The organism is Stenotrophomonas sp. P5_B8 (assembly GCF_054049855.1).
In genome coordinates this window covers 1-2643 of record NZ_JBFULO010000486.1, presented here as the reverse complement: position 1 = coordinate 2643, position 2643 = coordinate 1, and the positions used below count along the sequence as shown (strand labels likewise).

3 protein-coding genes are annotated in these 2643 nt (G+C 66.7%); 1 reads left to right on the top strand and 2 read right to left on the bottom strand.

Annotated elements, in window-relative coordinates; genetic code table 11:
* Positions 1–1375, bottom strand: a 1375-nt coding sequence (locus ACXJKH_RS18390; RefSeq protein ID WP_457321508.1) for a TonB-dependent receptor plug domain-containing protein, incomplete at its 3' end; no start/stop codon positions are given.
* A gap of 308 nt (positions 1376–1683) precedes the next feature.
* Here ACXJKH_RS18390 and ACXJKH_RS18385 point away from each other — a divergent pair.
* Positions 1684–2370, top strand: a complete 687-nt coding sequence (locus ACXJKH_RS18385) for a class I SAM-dependent methyltransferase (protein ID WP_457321506.1) — start codon at positions 1684–1686, stop codon at positions 2368–2370.
* Here ACXJKH_RS18385 and ACXJKH_RS18380 read toward each other — a convergent pair.
* A partial coding sequence (locus ACXJKH_RS18380; RefSeq protein WP_457321504.1) for an H-NS family nucleoid-associated regulatory protein occupies positions 2358–2643 on the bottom strand: 286 nt, incomplete at its 5' end. The two genes, ACXJKH_RS18385 and ACXJKH_RS18380, sit on opposite strands and share 13 nt — an antisense overlap.

The following is a 2643-nucleotide window of genomic DNA, read 5'->3' as shown; positions in this document are numbered from 1 at the left end:
GCGCCAGACGCAGCGGCTGGGCGGTGAACGTGGTGGCGATATCGCGGCTCACATCGACGTTGAGGTTCTTTTCGGTCTGGGTGTTTCCACCCGGGCGGAAGGACAGGCCCTGCGGCTGCGCCGGGCCCAGCGAGGCATTGACGGTGTTGTAGATGACAAAGTCGATGTCGTTGCGGCCCCATGAACCACTCACATCCCAGTACCAGTCACCCCAGAGGCCCTTGGCCCCGGCCACCACCGACGCGTCTTCCAGCGAGCCACCGAAGCGCGGGGTGAAGCCGCCCGGCAGGGTGGACAGGAAGGTGAAACAGTTCGACGGCAGCGCCGCCACCGCCGCGCTCACCGAACTGTACGGCAGCAGGTTGCCGCCCCCGTCGCGCAGTGCGATGCCCGGGCAGGCACCGGCACCGCTCAGATTGCCAACCAGCAGGGTGTCGCCGCCATCGTTGGAGTACACCCCCGAGCGCGCGGTGGGGTCGCGGTAGTAGAAGCCGCCGTCGACCTTGCGCTTGGCGTAGTTGCCGAACAGGTAGAGGTCCACGCTGTCGGTGGACAGGCCCAGGTTGGCCACCACATTCAGATCGTTGTTCACCTGCGGCGAGCCCCAGGTCTGCGCCGGTTGCCCGACGCCAGGGTAGCCGGCGGCGATGGCGGCCGCGGCATCGTCGCGTTGCACGCTGCGCGAGGTGTCGTCCGCCTTGCGCCATTCGGCGGTAAGCGTGGCAAAACCACGCGCGGTCAAGGGCAGGCCGATCTGCGCCGCGTACTGCGTGGTCAGCCCGTCACCTTGGTAGTACTTTCCGGTGAATACCTCCGCGCTGCCGCCTTCGCGCAGCTTCTTCAGGCCGAAATTGATCACCCCGGCAATCGCATCCGACCCGTACTGTGCGGCCGCGCCGTCACGCAGCACGTCCACCTGTTCCAACGCCAGCGATGGAAATACCGACAGGTCCGGGCCCTGTGCACCGTCGGACAGGCCGTGACCGAGGAAGGTGATCACCGCCGCCCGGTGGAAGCGTTTGCCGTTGACCAGCAGCAGGGTGTTGTCCGGCGGCAGGCCACGCAGGTTGGCCGGACGCACCAGGCTGGCGGCATCGTCGATGGGAATCGTGCTGACGTTGAAGGAGGGGACCAGCACCCGCAACTGGTCGAGCGCATCGGTGGCGCCCTGGTTGCGGAACTCTTCCCCGCTGATGATGTCAATCGGCACTGCCGAGGACGACACCGTGCGCGGCTTGGTACGACTGCCCAGAACCGAAACCGTCTCCAGGGTAGCGGCGTCCGCCGTGCCTGGGGGTGTGCTGTCCTGTGCCGTCGCAACGGAACTGGAGAACAGCAGGGTGGTGGCCAGCGCCACGTGTACTGCAGATGCCAATGGCGAAATTGCTTTCGGAGCGTGAACACACTTGCCAATGCTGTCGTTCATGCGTGCACCTTGCAGTCGGAGTGTTGGAGGTACCGTTCTCTTAGTGGGTCATCCCATGGGTTCTCCCTGCGCGGCAGGGGATCTGCTGCGCTGCAGCAATAATTAACAGAAGTTAAATGCAGCTGCAACACGGGTGTGCTGCATGCGCCGGCCGGGCGGTGCGTCGTACGAACGTCCCCCCGTGCTGCGGGGCGGACGACTGGCATAAATGTAACTGTCACTGTTACATTAAACGCCATCTTCCGCCGTAGGCCGTCATGTCCTTTTCCGATCCCGATGCGGTAGCGCGCTACGCCGACACGCTCGTCCGTCAGGTACCGGGTGTGCAGGCGCTGCATCAGATGGCGCACGTGCTGCTCGCCGAGCGGGTTCCGCAGGCGGGCAGGGTGCTCGTGCTTGGTGCAGGCGGAGGGATGGAACTGCGCGTCTTCGCCGAGTGCAGCCCCGACTGGCACTTCACCGGCGTGGACCCGTCCGCGGAGATGCTCGCGCTGGCCACGCGCGTGCTGGGCAGCCTGTCCCCGCGCGTCGAACTGATCCAGGGCTACATCGATGCTGCGCCCGTCGTCGCGTTCGATGGCGCCACGTGTCTGCTGACACTGCACTTTCTATCGCGCGAAGAACGCCTGCACACCCTGCGCGAACTCCGGCGCCGCCTGAGGCCGGGCGCACCGCTGGTGGTCGCCCACCACAGCGTGCCCCGCGATCCGGATGAAAAGCGCGTGTGGTTCCAACGCTGGGCCGCGTTCGTCACCGCCCGCGGCATCGGCGGGGAGAGCGCCGAAGCACGCGCCGAGGCGATTGCCAGCAGGCTGCCCACGCTCGCGCCGGAAGAAGAGGTGACGCTGCTGGAGCAGGCCGGTTTCGAGCGGCCCGCGCTGTTCTACGCTGCGCTGTCGTTCCGCGGCTGGGTTGCCTACGCCGTGCAGGATCAGCCGGGGTAGGTGGGGAAACGCTCGTCGGGGTGGTGCTTCTTCCACTCGGTGTGGGCGACGGTGCCTTCCCAGGCGATGAACGCCTTCGGCGGACGCCCGCGACCTGTCCAGGTCTCACCGCTATAGGGCAGCCAGAAGCGTGGCGGCAGGTCTTCGCGAGGCGGTCTGCTGGCCTTGACGCGCTTGGGCAGGGCGGTCCGTGCGGGCGCTGCGTCGGCGCCGATGATCGCGCGGATCCTGGCTTGCTGCTCCGGGCTGAAGTCTTGGTAGCAGGCCTTGAGC